Here is a 14,420-nt window from a genome sequence, read left to right on the forward strand (position 1 = left end):
ATAATGCAAAGAAGGTGTTTGATAAAGAAAATTGCATGCCTTTGTATGAGCGTAATTATGTTGACGGCATGCGGTAGTAAAGGGCTTTTTGGGAAAAATGGGGATAGCGACATGAAAGAACTTGAAGATAAAGAAATAAAGAAGGGTGTATACAAGAATGCTTGTGCCTGCCATGATCCGCAAATAGTTCTGGCAGATGGAGTGTATTATATGACAGGATCACATCAAGTGCTGGCAAAATCTTCCGATTTGAAGAACTGGAGCTATATAGGCAATGGCAATAATGTTTTTTCGAATCTTTTTTCAGGAAAACTTCCGGCTTTTGATTTTGTCGGTAAAAATGAAGAGGGTGGATATTCTGTTTGGGCGGCAAATACATTCTATAATGAAACGATGAAAAAATATGTGATGTATTTTTGTACCACATCATCATACATAAAATCTAATTTATGCATGGCGGTGTCGGATAAGCCAGAAGGAAAATTTGAATATGTTGACACTTTTTTGTATTCAGGTTTCACTAAATCCCAAACAGATAAGACGAATCTTTATGAGGTACTAGGGAAAAATGCGGATATATCAAAATACCTTAAACTTGGAGGGTACGATAACGAAAAGTGGCCAAATTGTATAGATCCAGCGGTTTTTGTTGATGAAAACAATAAAATGTGGATGGTGTACGGTTCTTGGTCAGGAGGCATATTTTTGCTGGAATTAGATCCTACAACTGGTAAGCCTATCCATCCTGATAAAAAAATATGCGAAGAAAATACTACAGTTGATGAATACTATGGCTATAAACTTGTGGGAGGCGGACATCATTCAATCGAAGGACCTTATATTACATATTCAAAAGAGTCTGGTTATTATTATCTTTTTGTGTCATATGGCGGATTGACTAGTAACGGAGGCTATCAGATTAGGCAGTTTAGGAGCAATAATCCAACAGGACCATATGTGGATGCCAGTGGAAATGAACTTGGAAGCGAAGAAGATTACATGAATTATGGACTTAAAATGATGGGAAACTATACGCTTCCTAGTCTTTCTGTGACTTACATGGCGCCTGGAGGTCAATCTATTTTTCAGGATGAAAAAGAAAATTACTATATTGTATATCATCAGCGATTTGATGATGGTCAGGAATTTCATGAGCCAAGAATACATAGGCTTTATTTAACTAAAGATGGTTGGTTTACAGCTAGCCCTTTTGAATATGTAGAAGATGAAAAACAAGTAGAAATAGATTCGAAAAGTGTAGAAGGAACATATTATCTTCTAAGTCATGGACTAGGCATAGATAATATTGTAAATAAACCTGTAAAGTGCAGTTTTTCCGATGGAAAAATTGTAAGTATAGAGTCTGAGGAAAATCTTGGAACGTATACTATTACAGGTAACGGAGAAAATATCACACTCAGTCTAGGTGGTGTGGCATATGAGGGCGTTTTTGTGCGGATGACAGATGAAGCTGGTAATAAAACTTTGAATATATCTTCTAAAGGAACAAATAACAAGAGTATTTGGGCTGTTAGATATATTGAGTAATATGCGATAGTTTTGGTGTATTTTTAGAGTCTTTGATATTGAACATAAAAATACTTTTTGTAAAGGAAAAATGTATTTTTTACAAAAGTTCGTTTAAATAGACAAAAACTATTTTATTAATTTATTGAAATGTACCAAAGATGTAAAATATTATATATAAATCTAAAATAAATATTGACGTCAAGAATTCATTTGGTTAATATTACTATATAAGTTAATCATTGGGTCATTTCTTTAGGAGGGTTTACCATGAAAAGAAAATTTATGGGTATTGCGATGGCAACTTTGATGGGGATTGGTGCTTTGACTGGATGTGCGACAACAACAGTTGAGGACGAGGGCGGCTCATCAAACGGTTCAGAATCAGGAAATACAGCAGAAGAGAAAAGTGAATCATCTGAAACATCTCTAACAGGTAATGGAGATAAAACGCTTCACGTTTTCTTGTATATGCAGGAGCATGAAAAAAAGGCTTACGAAGAACTGGTTAAAAAGTTTGTAGACGAGAATAAGGATGAAATCAAAGAGGTTGTTTTTGAGATTACAACTCAGGATGAATATAACCAGAAGATGATTGCTAACATGACTGCAAATGATATGCCAGATGTATTCTATGTAGGACCTTCAGCAGTCAGATCATATGTTGATAATGGATATATTATGGCTCTTGACGATTATATTGATAAAGATACTATGAATAGTGTTTGGGGCACAACTCAGGAAATTTATCGATACGATGGCAAAAACGTTGGAAAAGGATCTTTATATGCACTTCCTAAAGATCTTTCCTGCTTTGCCTTTGCATATAATAAAGATCTTTTTGATGCTGCAGGCGTAGAATATCCTAATCCGGAGAAACCCTATACTTATGATGAGTTTAAGGAAGTATGTAAGAAGCTCACAATCGATAAAAATGGTGATGGCGAAATTGATCAGTGGGGCGTTGCAAATGCAGATCAGTTTGGCATGACTCCATATCTTTTTTCAAACGGGGTTAAATTTTTAAATGATGATATGACTAAGGTAAATGTAGCAAATAACAAGCAGCTTAAAGAAGCTCTTACTTTCTATACAGATCTCACAAAGGATGGTTTAACTCCTTCAGTTGAGCAGGATACAGCTCTAGGCGGATATCAGAGATGGCTTGACGGACAGGTTGCATTCTATGCTTGCGGAACTTGGGATGTTGCAGCATTTATGGATAAATCAACATTCCCTTACAATTGGGATTTGTGCGGCTGGCCGGTTGGACCATCTGGCGATGGAAAGTCTCATACATGGATGGGATCTGTAGGATATTGTGTTTCTGCAAATTCTAAGAATCCAGAACTGGCTGCCAAGCTTATTTCCAAACTTTCTACTGACGAAGAAGGTCAGAAGGCAGTTTCTGGAATTACAACAGGTAACTCAATTCAGCTTCCAAACATTACAAGTCTTGCATATGGAGAATTTAAAGATTCTGTGAAAAATGGTAAAGTTCCTTATGCTAGTAATGTAGATGTTATTTTTGGTTACTTTGATGGAAATGATCATTATAAGGCATCTCTTCAGGAAACAGATTACACCTACAATGCTGAATGGTTCACACCTTTCTGGTCCGGAGTATTCAATATCAAAAACGGTGATATTTCTGTTGATGATTATTTGAAGCAAGTTGAACCTACTATGCAGGAAGCACTTGATGAAGCAATTGAGCTTCAGAATTCTGCTACAAAGTAAGTGAATATATTTATTGAAGTAAGTATTAAAAACAGTCTTAACTTGTTACTGCCTGTAAGGCGGTTTTAACAGGCAGTAACAAGTTAAATAATCTTTTCAATAGTTATTCAAGGAGCAAAAGATGACATCAAAGAAAGTCAAAGTTCAAATGTCTGCAATGGCAAAGAGAGAAGAGAAATGGGCATGGCTTTTTATTGCTGCTCCATTTATTGGATTTATACTTTTTATGGCATATCCAATAGCATTTGCACTGGTTGCAAGCACTAGTAAATGGACAGGAATGAACTCACTTTGGGGCAATATAGTCGGTTTTCAGAATTATGCCAAAATATTAAGTGATACAAAGTTCTGGAAGGCAATGGGAACCACAATTATCTACATGATAGGCATACCGATTGGTATGATTTTAGGCATGCTTGTTGCGATGGGACTTAACAGGAAAATAAAAGGAAAAAGGCTTCTTACAACAATGTATTATGTCCCTGTTGTGTCCTCGTTAGTAGCTGTTTCTATTCTTTGGGCATGGGTATTCAATTACGATTATGGTCTTTTGAATGGTATCTATAAGTTTCTTACAGGGTCTCACGGTCCTAACTGGCTTGGTGATGAAACAATGGTTAAGGTATCCATGATTCTGTTCATGGTATGGAAAGGACTTGGCGGTACAGTAATACTCTATCTTGCAGGCTTACAGAATATTCCAAGAGACTACTATGAAGCTGCTATGATAGATGGCGCAAATATGTGGCAAAAATTTAAGAGTATAACACTTCCACTTCTTTCTCCTGTGACATTCTATATTCTTATTACTTCACTTATAGGAGGATTCCAGGTATTTGTTGAAGTTCAGGTAATGACACCATCAGGTGGACCGAATTATAGTTCTGCTACGGTTGTATTCTATATGTTTGAAAAAGCATTTACTAATGGTCAGCTAGGATATGGCAGTGCGGTATCAGTTATTCTTGCAATTATTATTTTTATCATTACTGCCATTAATTTCTGGGGTCAGGATAAGTGGGTAAAAAATATTGAATAATAAAGGAAGGCGCGAAAGATGGAATTAACAGTTAAACAAAGGGCAAATTCAAAAGACTATCAGACTGACCGCGTCACATCTGAAAAAGAAAAAGTATTTAACGTTATAGTTTTTTTGATACTCTTTATTTTTGCTATAACTATGGTTTTTCCACTGGTATATATGGTGGCAACATCATTTATGACCAAGAATCAGATTCTATCTGGAAAACTTACTCTATTTCCGAATCCGATTCTTATAGGAAAGTATTCACAAGTTTTAAGTAAAGGGCAGTTTATCAGAGGTATTTTTAATACTTTGACTGTGGAAGTTCCAGTACTTCTAATTGGCGGATTCACATCATCACTTGCTGCATTTGCTTTTGCAAAAATGAATTTTAGAGGCAAAAATGCATTGTTTTTGGCACTTCTTGCAACTATTATGATTCCTTTTGCAGTAGTAATGATTCCTCAATATAATCTTTTTACAAAACTTGGATGGACAGATTCTCTTGCACCTTTAATCATACCTGGATGCTTTGGAAATATTGGAATGATTTTCTTCCTCAGACAGAATCTGTACAGCATACCAACTGAGCTCATGGATGCAGCCAAAATAGATGGATGTAATTATTTTGAAATCTATTATAAGATTTTCCTCCCGCTTATGAAAGGCGCACTCGGAACTCAGCTTATGCTGTGGTTTATGGGAATATGGAATGATTATCTTGCTCCGACTATTTTCCTTAGAAGCGAAAAGAATTGGACACTTCAGGTTGTAATAAGATCATTTAATTCGTATTACGCAATTCAAAGTGACTATGCTTTGATTATGGCAGCATCGGTTATCGCCATGCTTCCGACTTTAATACTATTCTTCCTTTTCCAGAGAGTTATCATTGAGTCAATTGCAATTAGTGGAATTAAGTAAAGAATACATATATATATAATTATGCTTACAGGCTGTCACTTTTTGAAATGACAGCTTGTTTTAATATAAAATTATTGTAAATCATGTATTTTCAGCAAAAATGGAGAAGATTATGAGTAGTGGAAAACAAATAACAATATCACTTGATAAAAAATCCATCTTTAATGACACTAACGGTGATGGGTTCGGTGAGTTTCAAGGTTTTGGTACGTCGCTTTGCTGGTGGGCAAATAGAGTTGGATATAGCGAAAAGTTAACTAAAGATGCTGTAAAACTTTTCTTTAATAAAAATGAAGGACTAGGATTTTCAATAGGAAGATATAATATTGGTGGCGGTGATAATGTGTCAGATGATGTAGAATGTATAAAAGATACATCTTCAATATTAACTGATGAAAGAAATCATCCGCATCTAAAGCATATTAGAAGATCTGATTCCGAAATTCCAGGCTTTGCCTGCGATGTTACTAAAATTGATTTACAAAGGCATGATATTTCTTTTTATAATGAAAAATATGAAAGAGTATTTGAAGATTGTGGTTTTGCCTGGAATTATGATTGGAATCGTGATAGAAATCAGATAAATGTGTTAAAAGCAATAAAAAATGAACTTGGAGATGACTTTATATGTGAAGCGTTTTCTAATTCACCTCCATATTTTATGACAGTTAGTGGATGTACTTCAGGAAGTATTAATCCTAAAGAAGACAATCTAAGGGAAGATAGTATAAAGGCATTTGCAGCATATCTAGTTGATGTGGTTGAACATTTTGCCAAAGAAGAGAATATAATTTTTCAAAGTATTACTCCAATGAACGAACCTTCAACAGACTTTTGGAAAGCTTATAGCCAAAAGCAAGAAGGATGTCATATTAGTCCTGGAATTATGCAATCAAAACTATATGAAGCTTTGGAAAAAGAATTAAGTTACAAGGCCATAAAAATTCAAATAAGCGCGTTTGACGAAACAAGTATAGATTCTACCATAAAATCTATTAATCTTTTTTCTGGGGAAGCGATGCCTATTATTTCCAGAATTGATACACATAGTTATGCTGGAACAAAAAAAGAAGAGTTAAGAAAATTGGCATTGTCACTAAATAAAAATTTGTGGATGAGTGAAGTAGATGGAGCATATATAGCTGGAGAAAATAGTAAGGAGATGGCTCAGGCACTTGGAATTTCTACACAGATAGCAGATGATTTGAATAAGCTTCTCCCGTCAGCATGGATAATGTGGAATGCAATCGATATACACATAGATTCTCAAAACGAATTCGATTATAGTAGCAGACAAGAATGCCTAGAAAAATTGAATCTTGAAAATGGTAACAGTCTATGGGGAGTTGCTATAGCAGATCACAATAAACAAGAAATAATTCTTACCAAGAAATATTATGGAATGGGTCAATATACAAGGTACATAAAACCATCATATTGCCTTTTGGAATCTGAAGATAATCTTGTATGTGCATATTCTGACCTTGATAGAAAACTTGTAATAGTAGCAGCGTCTTATGAAAAAGATGATGATTATTATACATTTAACTTAGAAGAAATTCCTTATCAGATTAAAAATATTAAAACGGTTCGAACAAGTGGAAGTCTAAAAGATGGCGAAAATATGCAGGATATAAGCCATTCTGAAGAAATAATGATAGATTCTGCGAAGAACAAAATGAAGGCATTTTTGAAAGGAAATTCAATAACGACTTTTGTTATAGATTTAGGATAATTATCAGCAAGAATATTGTTTTTCAGGACCAAAATTTGTCTTGAAGACAAATTTTGGTCTGGTACGGTTCTTGATTTTCCTGATGAAAACAATAACCTATGACTTTCTGATGAAATTTATTCTAAAAATCATTTAAATATAATCTGTAAGAGATGATATAAATCCAGTTGCCATGCTTTCATATCATGTACGCCACCTGGAATTACATAGAAATCATAGTTTGTTCCAGGAACAAGAATATCTGTTTTTTCAAGAACCTTTTCCATAATATCTTTATGTTCTTCATAAGCAATATCTTTGTCACCATTGCAACAGAATAAATAGTCAAGTTCAAGACCGTTTTTCTTGCCATTTTCAAGTGTTTCACAAATTCGCTTAACTTCTAATTCATGATTGCCAAAAGGTCCACAGCACCCAGAGAAAGGTCCATACCATGAGAATAAGTCAAAATTGTTATAAAATGCAGCTCTATAAGTAGTCATTGAGCCAAGAGATAAACCAGCAAAAGCTCTATGTTTTCTTGTCTTGACAAGATTTTCTTCAGATATCTCTCCATTAGTATAAGTACTATAGTGAGATTCAACTGCTGGTATTAAGTCTTTTCTTAGTTCATATTTGAAATTTTCGCATCTGGATTCATCCTGAGTATGTTTATCTTCATCAGAATGATAAAATGTCGGAGTAACAATAATACATGGCTTACAAAGTTTTTGTTCAATCATATTATCAAGAATGGTCACAGTATCAGGGAATAGCTTAAGCCACCATTCGTGAGTAAATCCGCCGCCATGAAGAAGATATAGAACATCGTATTTTTTTGATGAATCGTAGCCATATGGAAGATAAACGAATGCTTCTTTGTGAAGCGGCATCGAACGGTCCCCTTCATAGGTGTTAGAATCGTACTGGAAAGTCTCAACAACTCCCTTTTTGTCCGTATCTAAAAGCATTTCTTTTGGCATTTCATAAACAAACTCCATAAAAATAACCTCCCAAAATCAAAATATAAAAAATGTTAACTGGATTAAGAAAGAAATAATTATTTTGGTACAACCCTCTTGTTATTATATCACAAAAGTTTTTAAAAACGTGATAATATCTAGGTATTACTGTTTACATATTCTTTGTTTTTTTGTAAAAAAAGGACTAATGTACTATAATTGTTTAAGTAAGTTAAAGAGCGATAATTAAGCTTTTGACGAAAGAGAGGCTAAAATGAGCGTATACGTTGAACATAATAAATTGAAGATTGATCAGGACAGTCTTGATGTTATTCTAAAAAAAGTTGTTAAAAGAACGGATAAAAAAGTCATCAGAATAAAGGTACATAAAGGTGAAGAACCTATACTTACTGCCAGTAAATTTGGAGGATGTCCTTATTGGCCAAATAATCTTGATTATCCTGTAAATTCTGAAGGCGAAAAACTTGTACTTCTTGCTCAAATCAATATGAAAGATATTAGTAACGAACTTTTTCCTAAACAGGGACTCCTTCAATTTTTTATCAGCACAGACGATTTGAACGGGCTTGATGATGAAAATGGATACAAAGTTGTATATCATTCATTGATTGATGATTCGATAACTAAAGATACTGTAAAGGCAATGGGTATACGTTCTGCTGCCGATTTAAATGATGAAGAAGAATACATGCCATTTTATGACTGCTTTCCGATTACATTTGAGGAAGATTGCGAGTATGTCTCTATTGATTCAGATGAGTTTGAAGAAGATTTTTTCAAAGCTCTTAAATCTGAGTTTGGAATTGATGTCAATGATTATGAAATTCATGGATATTCAAAAATGTACAGTTTTATAGAGAACAAGGATTATAACTATATAGCGAAAGTTGCAAAGGATAATAGCGGTCATAAAATACTTGGAAATCCGTATTTTACACAAGACGATCCAAGAGAGGAAGATGATGAACATAACATTTTACTGTTTCAGATGGATTCTGAGATGGGCAATGAAGATGTTGAGATTATGTGGGGAGATTCAGGTGTAGGCAATTTCTTTATATCAGAAGAGGATTTAAAGAATCTAAACTTTGATAATGTCCTTTATACCTGGGATTGCTGCTAATTCTTTATTAAAACCAAAAAACTATAGATTTTTGTTTTTATGTAGTCCGTTTTGATGGTTGTATATTTCGTCGCAAACACGCTTTCGCTTGATTATAAACGTAATGGTACATAATGCGCTAAAAAACAGTGCATAAGTAAATGCGGCATAATTTAAACACTTTTAAATTATGTCGTCTGCCGTAGGCAGATTTAAAGGCATTATTTATGCCTTTAAACCCCAGACCAACGTTTATAAACAGTTCTGCTCATGAAATATTACAAGCCAGCAAAACTCATTTATCAAATAGTAAAAATCGGGACAAAGTGGCAGTATTCATAAAACAGTAACACAAAATGAGCACTGTAGCAGGCGAATTGGCAGAATAAGACTCTTAACCATGAATAATATGGTCAGGAGTCTTCTTATTTATCCGATTTCACGAATTCTTTCCACAACACTTGCCTTAGACAGTCCCTTGTATGAGATAAGTGGAACCAATACGCCGAGTAATGTCATAATCGGTATAAAAATCAGTACCGGCGTGATAGAAAAATGATTAGAATAAAACCCAAAGATACTGTTCGATATTCCATTTCCTTTTTCAAAACTTCTGATTTAGTCTTTTCCCATTTTTCTTTATATTCATTTGCGACAAAGAATTTTTTAATTCTGCCGGTGAGACTTCTCTGTCTTCGTCAGCAGTTCTGAGATAATAACGTCCATACGCTGAATAAGGTACTTCACTACCTTCATTTTCAGCATCGATCTCTTGCAGGATCGGCTCGGTAAGATTAACAAGAGAATCGAAGAACATCTGTAAGTCGTCGATAAACTCCTGCTTGAAACGGGTGATTTTTGATGCATCCGGAACCTTGGTAAAACCGCAGAACTCCCGCAAATCTTTGGAGTATTCGAGGAAAGTAAGAAGCAGGGAATCAGTCGGGATGGAGAAGATACGCTGGATAATGAGAGCCCAAAGCAAAGGTATCAAGCAGGCAAGACTCCATCAGAAATGGCTGAATTTATAAAGACAGAAATCGGCACTACAGGCAAAGGTTTTGAGTTCAACGGACAAAAATACGCTGTATGGTATGACGAAAGCGGACTAAGAATTGCTCCGGGTACATCTGCTAAAGCTGGTAATGCAACACTATATGATTGGGAATCTGTAGAAAAGATTACCCGTCAAATGGTTAAGTCCGGTGATTACCTGACAAAAGCTGAAGAGAGCTTTATAGATGCATCGGAAAGAAAAAGAGTTGCAGAGCAGATATATTTCTTTTTTAGATATGGAATAGAGGAATTGCCGGATTCTCTGGGAATTAGCGGATGTAACTACCCTGACAGCGAAGAAAGGCTATCAGATCTGTTTTCTTCTTGGCTCTACAGAAAAGATGGGTGCCGGTATGAATGTACAAACAAAACTATGTGCGCTGCATCATGTAGATGTGCCATGGAGACCTTCAGATATCGGTCAGCGCGAAGGAAGAATAATCCGGCAAGGCAATGAAAATGATCATATCCAGATTTACAGGTATGTTACAGAGGGTACGTTTGACTCTTATTCATGGCAAATATTGGAAAGCAAGCAGAAGTTCATAAGCCAGATAATGACTTCCAAAACGCCAGTCCGTAGCTGTGAAGATTTTGATGCCAAAGCAATGGATTATGGTGAGGTTAAGGCTGTTTGCGCAAACAATCCTGAAATAAAAGAGAAGATGAAGCTAGATCAGTACGTTTCAAAACTAAGAATGCTGAAGGCGTCTTGGATGAAACAGCAATATCACCTGGAAGATCTTGTAACCAAGGAATATCCTAATGAGATCAGAACCCTATCTGATATGATTGATGGATGTAAAAAAGATTTGGAGCTGTATGGCAAGAATAAGCCATCTCAAGTCGAAGATGATTCCATCAATACCTTTAGAATCACTATTGGCGACAAGGATTACACTGATAAAGAAGAGGCTGGAAATGCCATCCTTGAAATCTGTCGCAAAAATGGTCCTGGTATGGAAAGTAAAATTGGCGAATACTTAGGATTTAAGATTTATGCACGATATGACTTCTCAAACGGGGTACATAATGGTGGCTATAAACTACATCTTAAGGGTGTTGCTTCTCATTATCTCTTTGACTATCTAGGCAATTCCGGCACTGGTAATATTCAAAGAATAGATAATGTACTTAAAGGTCTAGATGATAAGATTATTCGCTTGTCAGACAAACTTGATAATTACAAGCAAAAGCTTACAGATGCACAGTCCATGTTAAAGAAGCCATTTGCTCAAGAGCAGGAGCTCAAAGATAAAACCACAAGATTAGATGAACTGACTCTTAAGCTATCACAATCTGTTACGTCACCTGAACTGCCGTCTGAAGATAATGTCGTAGAAGAAAAAACAAAATACTCAGCTCCGTAAAAGTACGAGTGTTTTGGAAGCACTTCACGATAAAATGAACATTGTGCAAAACTATGAAAAAAGAGATTCTTCGAAATCCCTTGCACCAGTAATCTAGCAAATAAGAGGCGTGAGCAACACTCATGCCTCTTAAAATGCCAATTTTATCGGTAAAACGATTGTATGCCTATTGTAGTGATGGTATAATAATAGTATAGAGAACCCGATAACCTATTCATTTAACATCATGTAAGGCGGTATATTATGAGTGATACTTTTTCAAATATCAGTGGTTTGCTTGTAAATATTTTACTTTTGGTCCTGTTTTTTAAATTCCTTTGGCCATTAATGACAAACTACATATCAATAATTGATAGTGCCGTCATTGCCATTATTGGTGGACTTATCATTCGAAGTAAAGTGTTTCACGGTTCACTTCACCCTGTATTTCTCATACTGATTATGGCAGGATTATTTGCAGGTTCCATGTGGTTAATGCATACGAAATATGGTTTTGTAATATCGGCACTGCTTATGTCTTATATCTGGACTGACATAATTATTAGCATGTTCAAGGACTGGGCCTCTTATGATCTTATCTGGGGAATCTTTATCGGCATATGCTCTTTTGCTCTTATCTTTTATTTCCACTGGAAGGATTACAAGGCTCTTCAGACCTCATAATATTTTATTTCACTTAAGCTTCTTTAAGGGCGTACCTTTGATGATACGCTCTTTTATTTTTTTTCTTTTTTTCTCACTCACTCCCTCTTTCATGGAAACTTGGCCTATGGAAAAATTTTGCCCCAGTGGTATATAGACAAAATGGAAATCTTTGCGCATATGGATTATAACACTGCAAGATCTTATTTTGGTACATATCATATGCGAATATGCCCCAAATGCCTGAAAGATGGATATCATAGCATAATCCATCAGTTCCATTATGTAAAGACCTGCCCTTTCCATCCGGGAACAGGGACGAATGGGAGATTTGTTTTTGAACATAATTTCTATCACGCAGAAGGAATCAGATGCAGTCCGTATGAGAAAGGGACAGGATTTAATGCTTATTTATTACCCCTTCCTTGCTGCAGGACTAATCCAAATGACTTTTATGATACAGATGTGATCAATAGATCATGGGAAAGTGTACACTTCAAATATAAGTTATCTTTATTCACCTATTCTTTCTAAAGAAGCAGATAAAACGCCTATAATATCGAAAATGTATGTTGATCGACGCCCGGAAACATATGATTGTTTTCAAGCGGGTTTCTTAATGTGGTTTAATCAGCAGAATGTAGTATATAACCCATTTGAGCGCATAAAGAAGTTCTTCCGTATTATGCCTGCAGAGTATGACTCTTATGATATGGTTGACTGCTTTTTATTCGCAAAATATATGTCTATCATAGGCGAGGGCATTTTCTCACTGTCAGAAAACGATGTTAATACCTTACATTACGTGGACAGTATCCGTGATTCGGATATGACACTGCTCGCAATATGCTTCACATGGATAATGCAGGGCTTCGAAGAGCCCAGTGATGCTATCAGCGCAGCCTGCCTTGGACACAACATCCGGCCTGTAATGCAAAGAAATTTACGGTCATATACTCTGGAAGATGTTACTTGTGTAGGTGGGATACGTTTTTACGAAATTGGCGAATCTGAAGCAGATAAAGTTTATCTTAAACTTTTTATCATGTCAGATATGATAGATGACCTATGGATCCAGTTCAAGAAATCAGCAACGTCTACAGGCGGAGTATATATATCTGATCCATGGAACACACTAATAATCCCGACATATCAGGTATTGTATCTGAAACATGAAGATATGTATGAAATAAGGAAATGCTAGCTGTTACTCTGTTGGAATTGACGAGGTAGGGCTAAAGTGTTATATTGTAACTAGAAAATAGTTGCAAGAGGAATTACTGTGCCAAAGAAATCAAAATTACTAGAAAAAATACTGTCAAAACCCGCACCGACAAGTTTTACAATAAGAGAACTGGACGCACTTATGAAGCAATGTGGCTGCGAAAAGTTCGAGGGCGGAAGAGGATCAGGAATAGGCTATTATCATGTTGAAACCAAGCGCATCCTTCAATTTGACGGTCCACACCCAGGCAATGAGCTGTACAGGTATCATGTAAAGATGGTCATAGCATTTCTTAAGGAAGTAGGTGAGATAGAATGATAAGTTCACTGATGGAATACAACGGATATCATGCAAAGGTAGAATTTGACCAGGAAGATCAGATTTTTATCGGTCATGTTCTCGGAATCAATGATTCTCTGAACTTTCATGGAGAATCGGTAAAAGAGCTTACCCAGTCAATGCATGACTGTATAGATAATTACCTGGATTACTGCAAAAAGATTGGTAAAGAGCCTGAGCGTGAGTTTAAAGGCTCCTTCAATGTCCGTATTAAACCCGAACAGCACAAGAAAATTGCATTATATGCTGCCAATGAAGGAATCACAATAAACCAGTTTGTATCCAGAGCTATTGATGATGAACTGGACATCCTAGAAGGTTAATAACTGTTGAATCATACTTATAAAACTATGATGCTGTATAGTTAAACTTGACAACTTGTTCTCGTATATCTTGAAATATAGGTAAGAGAATAAGGAGGTGCCAGATGGCAACTAAACGGTATGATAAGGACTACAAAGTCCAAGCAGTCAAACTAATTAACGAAGTAGGTATGACAAAGGCGGTTAAGGAACTAGGTGTTTCTGCCAGTACTATGAGAGGCTGGGTAAATGCAGCAAAACAAGGAATGCTTGATCTTGGTGAAGGGTCATATACGCCTCAAAATGCCATGTCTTTAGCTGAAGAGATTCAAAGCCTTAGGAAACAAAACAAAGAGCTTATTAAGGCAAATAAACGTCTTCAGGAAGAAAATGAAATTCTTGCTGATGCTACAGCTTTTTTCGCGGCGAGCCGTCGGAAATCAGAAAGAACGAGCGACTGATTTTTATAGAT

The 14,420-nt window shown here is 35.7% G+C and carries 15 protein-coding genes and 1 pseudogene; 14 read left to right on the forward strand and 2 right to left on the reverse strand.

What is annotated here, in order from left to right:
* The first annotated feature begins 3 nt into the window (after nucleotides 1–3).
* The 5 genes from G634_RS0111805 (at nucleotide 4) to G634_RS19055 (ending at nucleotide 6,950) form a co-directional block, all read left to right on the forward strand.
* Entirely contained in the window at nucleotides 4–1,548 is a 1,545-nt protein-coding gene (locus tag G634_RS0111805; protein WP_026505454.1) for a glycoside hydrolase family 43 protein, read from the forward strand.
* 249 nt (nucleotides 1,549–1,797) lie between these two features.
* A complete protein-coding gene (locus G634_RS0111810) occupies nucleotides 1,798–3,267 on the forward strand; it encodes an ABC transporter substrate-binding protein (protein WP_026505455.1) in 1,470 nt (489 codons plus the stop codon).
* A gap of 121 nt (nucleotides 3,268–3,388) precedes the next feature.
* Nucleotides 3,389–4,306 carry a carbohydrate ABC transporter permease gene (locus tag G634_RS0111815; RefSeq protein ID WP_026505456.1) on the forward strand — a complete coding sequence of 306 codons (918 nt, stop codon included), beginning with the start codon at nucleotides 3,389–3,391 and terminating at the stop codon, nucleotides 4,304–4,306.
* Nucleotides 4,307–4,324: 18 nt separating this feature from the next.
* Nucleotides 4,325–5,215 (forward strand): carbohydrate ABC transporter permease, encoded by an 891-nt coding sequence (locus tag G634_RS0111820; RefSeq protein WP_051233915.1) that lies wholly within the window; start codon nucleotides 4,325–4,327, stop codon nucleotides 5,213–5,215.
* Nucleotides 5,216–5,327: 112 nt separating this feature from the next.
* Nucleotides 5,328–6,950, forward strand: a complete 1,623-nt coding sequence (locus tag G634_RS19055; RefSeq protein ID WP_051233917.1) for a glycoside hydrolase — start codon at nucleotides 5,328–5,330, stop codon at nucleotides 6,948–6,950.
* Nucleotides 6,951–7,078: 128 nt separating this feature from the next.
* Here the strand turns inward: G634_RS19055 and G634_RS0111830 are convergent, their stop codons facing one another.
* On the reverse strand, nucleotides 7,079–7,930 hold the full coding sequence (locus G634_RS0111830; RefSeq protein WP_026505458.1) for an alpha/beta hydrolase: 852 nt from the start codon (nucleotides 7,928–7,930) through the stop codon (nucleotides 7,079–7,081).
* A 235-nt stretch (nucleotides 7,931–8,165) separates the two neighbouring features.
* On the opposite strand from G634_RS0111830, the gene G634_RS0111835 reads away from it, so the two are divergent.
* Nucleotides 8,166–9,035 carry a YwqG family protein gene (locus G634_RS0111835; RefSeq protein WP_026505459.1) on the forward strand — a complete coding sequence of 290 codons (870 nt, stop codon included), beginning with the start codon at nucleotides 8,166–8,168 and terminating at the stop codon, nucleotides 9,033–9,035.
* A gap of 742 nt (nucleotides 9,036–9,777) precedes the next feature.
* Here the strand turns inward: G634_RS0111835 and G634_RS20885 are convergent.
* Nucleotides 9,778–10,008: pseudogene (locus tag G634_RS20885) on the reverse strand (transposase); the annotation flags it as partial.
* A 21-nt stretch (nucleotides 10,009–10,029) separates the two neighbouring features.
* Between G634_RS20885 and G634_RS19060 the strand changes: the two are divergent.
* The 8 genes from G634_RS19060 to G634_RS0111880 all read left to right on the forward strand — a co-directional run bounded on the left by G634_RS19060 (nucleotide 10,030) and on the right by G634_RS0111880 (nucleotide 14,409).
* Nucleotides 10,030–10,527 (forward strand): hypothetical protein, encoded by a 498-nt coding sequence (locus G634_RS19060; protein WP_035799903.1) that lies wholly within the window; start codon nucleotides 10,030–10,032, stop codon nucleotides 10,525–10,527.
* Nucleotides 10,424–11,440, forward strand: coding sequence for a hypothetical protein (locus G634_RS19065; RefSeq protein WP_155830578.1), 1,017 nt, complete (start codon nucleotides 10,424–10,426; stop codon nucleotides 11,438–11,440). The genes G634_RS19060 and G634_RS19065 overlap by 104 nt, the downstream gene beginning before the upstream one ends.
* A 243-nt stretch (nucleotides 11,441–11,683) precedes the next feature.
* Nucleotides 11,684–12,103 (forward strand): hypothetical protein, encoded by a 420-nt coding sequence (locus G634_RS0111850; RefSeq protein ID WP_026505461.1) that lies wholly within the window; start codon nucleotides 11,684–11,686, stop codon nucleotides 12,101–12,103.
* Nucleotides 12,104–12,419: 316 nt separating this feature from the next.
* The gene (locus G634_RS21800) at nucleotides 12,420–12,551 is read left to right on the forward strand and encodes a hypothetical protein (RefSeq protein WP_256379376.1); all 132 of its coding nucleotides are present in this window, start codon (nucleotides 12,420–12,422) and stop codon (nucleotides 12,549–12,551) included.
* Nucleotides 12,552–12,701: 150 nt separating this feature from the next.
* Nucleotides 12,702–13,286, forward strand: coding sequence for a hypothetical protein (locus tag G634_RS0111865; protein ID WP_026505463.1), 585 nt, complete (start codon nucleotides 12,702–12,704; stop codon nucleotides 13,284–13,286).
* Nucleotides 13,287–13,364: 78 nt separating this feature from the next.
* Nucleotides 13,365–13,625, forward strand: a complete 261-nt coding sequence (locus tag G634_RS0111870) for a type II toxin-antitoxin system HicA family toxin (RefSeq protein ID WP_013282470.1) — start codon at nucleotides 13,365–13,367, stop codon at nucleotides 13,623–13,625.
* A complete protein-coding gene (locus tag G634_RS0111875) occupies nucleotides 13,622–13,969 on the forward strand; it encodes a type II toxin-antitoxin system HicB family antitoxin (protein ID WP_013282471.1) in 348 nt (115 codons plus the stop codon). The genes G634_RS0111870 and G634_RS0111875 overlap by 4 nt, the downstream gene beginning before the upstream one ends.
* A gap of 104 nt (nucleotides 13,970–14,073) precedes the next feature.
* Nucleotides 14,074–14,409: a transposase gene (locus tag G634_RS0111880; protein WP_026505464.1), complete on the forward strand. Its 336-nt coding sequence runs from the start codon at nucleotides 14,074–14,076 to the stop codon at nucleotides 14,407–14,409.
* Nucleotides 14,410–14,420: the final 11 nt, after the last annotated feature.

It is taken from the genome of Butyrivibrio sp. NC3005 (assembly GCF_000424545.1).
Taxonomy (GTDB): domain Bacteria; phylum Bacillota; class Clostridia; order Lachnospirales; family Lachnospiraceae; genus Butyrivibrio.

Bases quoted from the DNA above. Each gene is read 5' to 3' on its own strand.
- G634_RS0111880 (WP_026505464.1), top strand. From the start codon at position 14,074: ATGGCAACTAAACGGTATGATAAGGACTACAAAGTCCAAGCAGTCAAA.
- G634_RS0111810 (WP_026505455.1), top strand. From the start codon at position 1,798: ATGAAAAGAAAATTTATGGGTATTGCGATGGCAACTTTGATGGGGATT.
- G634_RS0111865 (WP_026505463.1), top strand. From the start codon at position 12,702: ATGTGGTTTAATCAGCAGAATGTAGTATATAACCCATTTGAGCGCATA.
- G634_RS0111805 (WP_026505454.1), top strand. From the start codon at position 4: ATGCAAAGAAGGTGTTTGATAAAGAAAATTGCATGCCTTTGTATGAGC.
- G634_RS0111875 (WP_013282471.1), top strand. From the start codon at position 13,622: ATGATAAGTTCACTGATGGAATACAACGGATATCATGCAAAGGTAGAA.
- G634_RS0111830 (WP_026505458.1), bottom strand. From the start codon at position 7,930: ATGGAGTTTGTTTATGAAATGCCAAAAGAAATGCTTTTAGATACGGAC.
- G634_RS0111850 (WP_026505461.1), top strand. From the start codon at position 11,684: ATGAGTGATACTTTTTCAAATATCAGTGGTTTGCTTGTAAATATTTTA.
- G634_RS19065 (WP_155830578.1), top strand. From the start codon at position 10,424: ATGAATGTACAAACAAAACTATGTGCGCTGCATCATGTAGATGTGCCA.
- G634_RS19055 (WP_051233917.1), top strand. From the start codon at position 5,328: ATGAGTAGTGGAAAACAAATAACAATATCACTTGATAAAAAATCCATC.
- G634_RS19060 (WP_035799903.1), top strand. From the start codon at position 10,030: ATGGCTGAATTTATAAAGACAGAAATCGGCACTACAGGCAAAGGTTTT.
- G634_RS0111820 (WP_051233915.1), top strand. From the start codon at position 4,325: ATGGAATTAACAGTTAAACAAAGGGCAAATTCAAAAGACTATCAGACT.
- G634_RS0111815 (WP_026505456.1), top strand. From the start codon at position 3,389: ATGACATCAAAGAAAGTCAAAGTTCAAATGTCTGCAATGGCAAAGAGA.
- G634_RS0111835 (WP_026505459.1), top strand. From the start codon at position 8,166: ATGAGCGTATACGTTGAACATAATAAATTGAAGATTGATCAGGACAGT.